Origin of the sequence: Streptomyces sp. NPDC059900 (assembly GCF_050270335.1) — a bacterium.
In the GTDB taxonomy this organism is placed as follows: Bacteria; Actinomycetota; Actinomycetes; order Streptomycetales; family Streptomycetaceae; genus Streptomyces.
The window spans coordinates 1-5,854 of the sequence record NZ_JBNNJZ010000515.1 but is presented as its reverse complement, the minus strand read 5'-3'; the positions used below and the strand labels follow the sequence as shown (position 1 = coordinate 5,854).

At 68.8% G+C, this 5,854-nt stretch carries 5 protein-coding genes; 3 read left to right on the top strand and 2 right to left on the bottom strand.

What is annotated here, in order from left to right; translation table 11 throughout:
- The 3 genes from ACQKIP_RS37750 to ACQKIP_RS37740 form a co-directional block, all read left to right on the top strand.
- Positions 1 to 593 (top strand): glycoside hydrolase family 6 protein (locus tag ACQKIP_RS37750; protein WP_427745181.1); only part of this gene is annotated, 593 nt, incomplete at its 5' end.
- Positions 594 to 728: 135 nt separating this feature from the next.
- Positions 729 to 2,024: a glycoside hydrolase family 6 protein gene (locus ACQKIP_RS37745; protein ID WP_427745180.1), complete on the top strand. Its 1,296-nt coding sequence runs from the start codon at positions 729 to 731 to the stop codon at positions 2,022 to 2,024.
- Positions 2,025 to 2,796: 772 nt separating this feature from the next.
- Positions 2,797 to 4,227 (top strand): endo-1,4-beta-xylanase, encoded by a 1,431-nt coding sequence (locus ACQKIP_RS37740; protein ID WP_365857049.1) that lies wholly within the window; start codon positions 2,797 to 2,799, stop codon positions 4,225 to 4,227.
- 219 nt (positions 4,228 to 4,446) lie between these two features.
- Here the strand turns inward: ACQKIP_RS37740 and ACQKIP_RS37735 are convergent, their stop codons facing one another.
- Both ACQKIP_RS37735 and ACQKIP_RS37730 read right to left on the bottom strand, forming a co-directional pair.
- Positions 4,447 to 5,217 (bottom strand): isocitrate lyase/PEP mutase family protein, encoded by a 771-nt coding sequence (locus tag ACQKIP_RS37735; protein WP_365857047.1) that lies wholly within the window; start codon positions 5,215 to 5,217, stop codon positions 4,447 to 4,449.
- Between the two features lie 295 nt (positions 5,218 to 5,512).
- Positions 5,513 to 5,854, bottom strand: a 342-nt coding sequence (locus tag ACQKIP_RS37730; RefSeq protein WP_427745179.1) for a LysR substrate-binding domain-containing protein, incomplete at its 5' end; no start/stop codon positions are given.

Sequence of the window (5,854 nt, the reverse complement as noted above, 5' to 3'; positions counted from 1 at the left end):
CGTACAGGACGTGGATCGCTGCCTTCGCCAGCGGCATCGGCAGTCGTCCGGCCGCCGTCATCCTGGAGCCGGACGCCCTGGGAGACACCAGCTGCATGACACCTGCGCAGATCTCCGAGCGCAACGCGCTGCTCAACAACGCCATCGATCAGTTCAACCAGAAGGCCCCCAACACCTGGGTCTACCTGGATGCCGGCAACCCGGCCTGGCTGGCGGCCCCCACGATGGCGCAGCACCTGGCCGACGCGGGAGTGCGCAAGGCCCACGGCTTCTCGCTGAACGTCTCGAACTACCTGACCACCGGCGAGAACACCGCGTACGGCAACGCGATCAACGCGAAGCTGAGCTCGTCATACGGCTACACCAAGCCTTACGCCATCGACACCAGCCGCAACGGTTACGGATCCAACGGCGCATGGTGCAACCCGGCAGGCCGCAAACTCGGCACCCCGACCCAGCTCGGCGGCGGGGCCGAAATGCTGCTGTGGGTCAAGACGCCCGGTGAATCCGACGGCAACTGCGGTGTGGGCGCCGGATCGGTGGCCGACCAGTTCCTCCCCGAGGTCGCCTACAAGATGATCTACGGCTACTGACCTCCCCGTCCGGACTGCCGCCCCTTGAGCTCCCGTGGCCGCGCCCGTCGATGCATCGCCCGTCCCCGCCTCTGCCCCCGTCCTCGTCCCTGCCCCACCCCGTTCCTGTCCTGTCCGTCCCGACCAGGAGCCCACATGAGATCCGGTATCCGGCCCGTCAGACGCATGGCCCTGCTCGCCTCGGCCGCCCTGATGATTGCCTGCGCGGCGGCCCCGGCCGCACAAGCGCAGGAAGCACCCGCCGAACAGACACGACAGAAGGTCATCACCCCGACCACGCGCTTCTACGTCGACCCGCACAGCAAGGCCGCCGAGCAGGCGGTGACCGACCTGCGCAAGGGGGACCGGGCCAACGCCCTGAACATGGCCAAGCTGGCCGCCCAGCCGCAGGCCGAGTGGTTCACCGAAGGCACGCCCGCCCAGGTCAGAAAGGAGGTGCGCAAGCTCGTCCACGCCGCCGCGGTCACCCGGCGTGTGCCGGTCCTCGTCGCCTACAACATCCCCGGCCGCGACTGCAGCCTCTACTCCGGCGGCGGAGCCGCCTCCTCGGCCGCGTACCGTCAGTGGATCGATGCCTTCGCCGACGGCATCGGCACCCGCAAAGCCGCCGTCGTCCTGGAGCCCGACGGCCTTGCGGCCCTCCCCAAAGACTGCGCCGGAGACATCGACCCCACCGGCGAACTCACCGCTTATCGCATGGCGGACCTCGCCTACGCTGTGCGCACCCTCAAAAGCGAGCCGAACACCGCAGTATATCTCGACGCGGGCAACAGCCAGTGGAAGTCGGTCGGTGACATCACGCAGCGGCTCCTGGACGTCGGCCTGGAGCAGAGCGACGGCTTTGCCCTCAATGTCTCCAACTACCAGCCCACCGACCAGGCTTCGCGCTACGGAACCTGGATAGCCAAGTGCGCGTGGTACGCCACCAAGGGACCGGAGTCGGGCCGCGGCCACGCCGACTGGTGCGCCAGTCAGTACTACTCGCCCGCCGCGCCCAACGACGGCACCCCGGGCAACTCCGTCTCCCCCACCGACCCATCGACCTGGCACTGGACCGACGCCTGGTTCGACCAGAACACGGGCGGCGCGTCGACCGATGAACTGGCCCGCTTCGTGGTGGACACCAGCCGCAACGGCCTCGGGGCCTGGACGCCGCCCCCGGGCAAGTACACCGGCGACCCGGAGACATGGTGCAACCCGCCCGGTCGCGGCATGGGACCCCGCCCCACCGCCAGCACCCAGGTCCCGCTCGTCGACGCCTACCTGTACGTGAAGACCATCGGCGAATCCGACGGCAGCTGCACACGCAACACCGGCGGCACCATCGACCCCGAGTACGGCATCGTCGACCCGGCCGCCGGCGTCTGGTGGCCCGAACAGGCCCACACCCTCGCCCGCAATGCCGTGCCCGGCCTGGAATTTCCCCGGTAGCTCCCGGCTGCCTGCGAGTCGTGGAGCGACGCGGGCCGCACGTGATTCGCTGCCGCTCTGCCCGCTCACGTACCAAGGATGTCGCCGCGCCCGCCCGGAGCCGGCGCGGCGTTCATCGACTCCGCGCCGGCGGCATCGACGGGCCGGAGACGACCCGGCCGACGCAATCATCAGAACCGCGGGGTGCTCACACCGGCAGCGTCCCCGTCGCGGCCACCTTCGCGTACCAGGGCGAGTAAGCGTCTGAGCAGGCGCCGCGGGCGGGCCGAGGAGGGGTGACGAGGCCGCATCAAAGGACTCCTTGGGGGTGTGGGGTGACCCAGGTACAGCGGACCGGGCTGCGGGGCAGAGATAGTTCCGATACTTTTTCGGAAGGTTTCCGGATTCAGTGACGCCTCAAGGTAGGAATACGCGACCCTCCGGTCAAGCCATCTCGCGGATCTGTCTGCAAACAGCGGGTCGGTGTAAGAGGTGGGGAGCAAAAGCTCAGGTGAAAGCGGTACATCGCCCGGCCTGGTGACGTTCCGCAAGTTTCGGCCGACGAACGGAAAATGTATCTGCGAGGAGTATTGACGCTGCACCGTCAATGCCCCACTCTCCCTGTCTGAGAAGCCGACCACGGTTCGATATTTCGCCTGCCGCCCATCTCGGGCCCCCAGTGCCGTACGACAGATCCGTGCACCTCAGCACCAACTGCTCCCGGCTCCTCGCACTGTCCTGCCCGAGCCCGCGCGTCAGTCCTTCCCCTGATGTCTCTCCAGGAGATACAGCCATGAGTTTGTATGCCCCCACCAGACCCGCTGCCCGACGGAAGACCAGCGGTCTGGTGTTATCGCTGGTCACCGGTATCGTCGGTGCGATGCTTGCCGTGGCCCCGGCGCCGCCCGCACACGCGGCCGAGAGCACGCTCGGCGCCGCGGCGGCACAAAGCGGCCGCTACTTCGGCACCGCCATCGCCTCCGGCAGGCTGGGCGACTCGGCGTACACGTCGATCGCGGGCCGAGAGTTCAACTCGGTGACGGCCGAGAACGAGATGAAGATCGACGCCACCGAACCCCAGCGGGGCCAGTTCAACTTCACCGCCGGTGACCGCGTCTACAACTGGGCGGTGCAGAACGGCAAGAAGGTGCGCGGCCACACCCTGGCCTGGCATTCCCAACAGCCCGGCTGGATGCAGAACCTCAGCGGCAGCACGCTGCGCCAGGCAATGACCGACCACATCAACGGCGTGATGGGCCACTACAAGGGCAAGATCGCCCAGTGGGACGTGGTGAACGAGGCGTTCGCCGACGGCAGTTCCGGTGCGCGGCGCGACTCCAACCTCCAGCGCACCGGCAACGACTGGATCGAGGTCGCCTTCCGCACCGCGCGCGCCGCCGACCCCGCCGCCAAGCTCTGCTACAACGACTACAACGTCGAGAACTGGACCTGGGTCAAGACACAGGCCATGTACAACATGGTCAAGGACTTCAAGCAGCGCGGTGTGCCGATCGACTGCATCGGCTTCCAGTCGCACTTCAACAGCGGAAGCCCCTACAACAGCAACTTCCGCACCACCCTGCAGAACTTCGCCGCCCTCGGCGTCGACGTGGCCATCACCGAGCTCGATATCCAGGGCGCCCCGGCCTCGACCTACGCTGCCGTGACCAACGACTGCCTGGCCGTCTCGCGCTGCCTGGGCATCACCGTCTGGGGCGTGCGCGACAGCGACTCCTGGCGACCGGAGCACACACCGCTGCTGTTCAACGCCGACGGCAGCAAGAAGCCCGCCTACACCGCCGTCCTCGATGCACTCAACGGCGGCTCCACCACGCCCCCCGCGGATGCGGGACAGATCAAGGGCGTCGCTTCAGGCCGCTGCCTGGACGTGCCGAACTCCAGCACGACCGACGGCACCCAGCTCCAGCTGTGGGACTGCGCGGGCCGCACCAACCAGGAGTGGACGTACACCACCGCCGGCGAACTCAGGGTCTACGGCAGCAAATGCCTCGACGCCGGCGGCACCGGCAACGGCGCCAAAGTCCAGATCTACAGCTGCTGGGGCGCCGACAACCAGAAGTGGCGCCTCAACTCCGACGGATCGATCGTCGGCGTCCAGTCCGGCCTCTGCCTCGACGCCCTCGGGGCCGGCACGGCCAACGGCACCCAGATCCAGCTCTACTCCTGCTCCAACGGCAGCAATCAGCGCTGGACCCGCACCTGAGGGCTGACGAACCAACACCTGAGGCACGGGGCCCTCGCCCCGTCGAGGGGCATCACCGGCGGGACGGACCGCCGCCGGGGGTGCCCTCGTGTCCTTGAACAAGGAAGACCAGGTCGTGCCGGCACCGGTATGTAGCGCCTTATGCCCGATGCGCGTCGCCCTCTGGCAGAGGGGCCCTGGCCTGGCCCCAACGGCGGTCAAGGCGCCCCGACCGCTCGATCAGCTCTTCTGGGGCGCCCACGGCCCGAGCATGTCCTTCATCGCATCCGTCAGCGCGAGTTGCAGCAACGGCCCGTAGGTGAGCCGGCCGACCCCGAGGCGGCGGAAGCGCTCAAGGTCATGCTTGACGGGGTGAGCCGTGGAGTTCACGGGCACGGCGACGGCGCCGGTCACCGCCGTAAGCAGCTCGTCGTCGTCCTGGATACGCACCGGGTAGACGCTGTCGGCACCGGCCTGCTCCATGGCCCGCAGCCGCTCGATCGCCTCGTCGAGGACGCCGGAGGGATCGTCCGCGTGCAGGAAGAGGTCGGTGCGCCCGTTGACCCACACCGCAACGCCGGCCTTGTCGGCCGCTGCGCGCAGACCGGCGATGTAGTCCGCGTGCTCCTGTGTGCTGCGCACGCGGCCGCCGTCCGAGTGGACGGTGTCCTCGAGGTTGAGACCGACGCCGCCGACCTCGATGAGTCCGGCGATCAGATCCGCGGGCTCCTGTCCGTACCCGGCCTCCAGGTCCACCGATACGGGGATGTCGACCGCCGCGATGATCGGCCGGACGGCGGCCAGTACCTCCTCGAAGGTCTGCCCCTCGTGGTCGTCGGCCCCGCGGGAGTCGGCGAGGGGATGGCTGCCGACTGTCAGCGCGTGGAACCCGGCTCCGGCTGCCGTCCGTGCGGACCAGACGTCCCAGACGGTCGGCAGAACGAGCGGCTTGTGATCGGCATGCAGCTGCTTCAGGCGCTGAGCGCGCTCAACGACGGTGTGAGAATCCATGTTGAGGACGCTACCTCTCGGACCCCCACAAGCAAGGTGCCGACAGGGCATATTCAACGCGCCGGCCCGAAGCCGACCTCGCCGCCGTAGCTCACCGGACGGCCCGGCCAAGGGGACACCGCTCGTCGCCGAACCCGTCCCACTGGGCCGTGCCCACACCGACCCCTCGGAGGGCTACCCGGGGAAGACGGCGCCGACAAGCTCTCTCACAGCCCGGCCGTGCCCCTCTGGCCCGGCTGGGGACAGGCCTGCGCCGCAACCGTGCCCGGCAGGGCCGAGGTGCACCCGATGCCGGTCACCTGTCGTGGGCGGGCGCCTTCTTCGCCCGGGGCACGCGGCCCAGCGCCGGGCGCAGGAGTGGTGCGTGGCGGGTGAGGAAGTCCCACAGCTGGTCGGCGACCGGTCCGTGCGGCTGGTCGCGCCGGCGCGCTGCCGAGAGTTCCTCGACCACGCCGGGGAAGTGCCGTCCGGCGATGGACAGCAGCCGTCCGTCCCGCAATTCGTCCTCGATCATGAATCGCGGCACGTGGCCCCACGCCATGCCGTGCAAGATCAGTTCCTTCTTCATGAGGTGGTCGGGAACGGAGCTGCGGGGCGCGCCGTCCACCAGGAAGTGGCCTTGCCCGGACGGGTGGCG

Coding starts and splice junctions, on each gene's coding strand:
- ACQKIP_RS37740 (WP_365857049.1), top strand. CDS start 2,797: ATGAGTTTGTATGCCCCCACCAGACCCGCTGCCCGACGGAAGACCAGC.
- ACQKIP_RS37745 (WP_427745180.1), top strand. CDS start 729: ATGAGATCCGGTATCCGGCCCGTCAGACGCATGGCCCTGCTCGCCTCG.
- ACQKIP_RS37735 (WP_365857047.1), bottom strand. CDS start 5,217: ATGGATTCTCACACCGTCGTTGAGCGCGCTCAGCGCCTGAAGCAGCTG.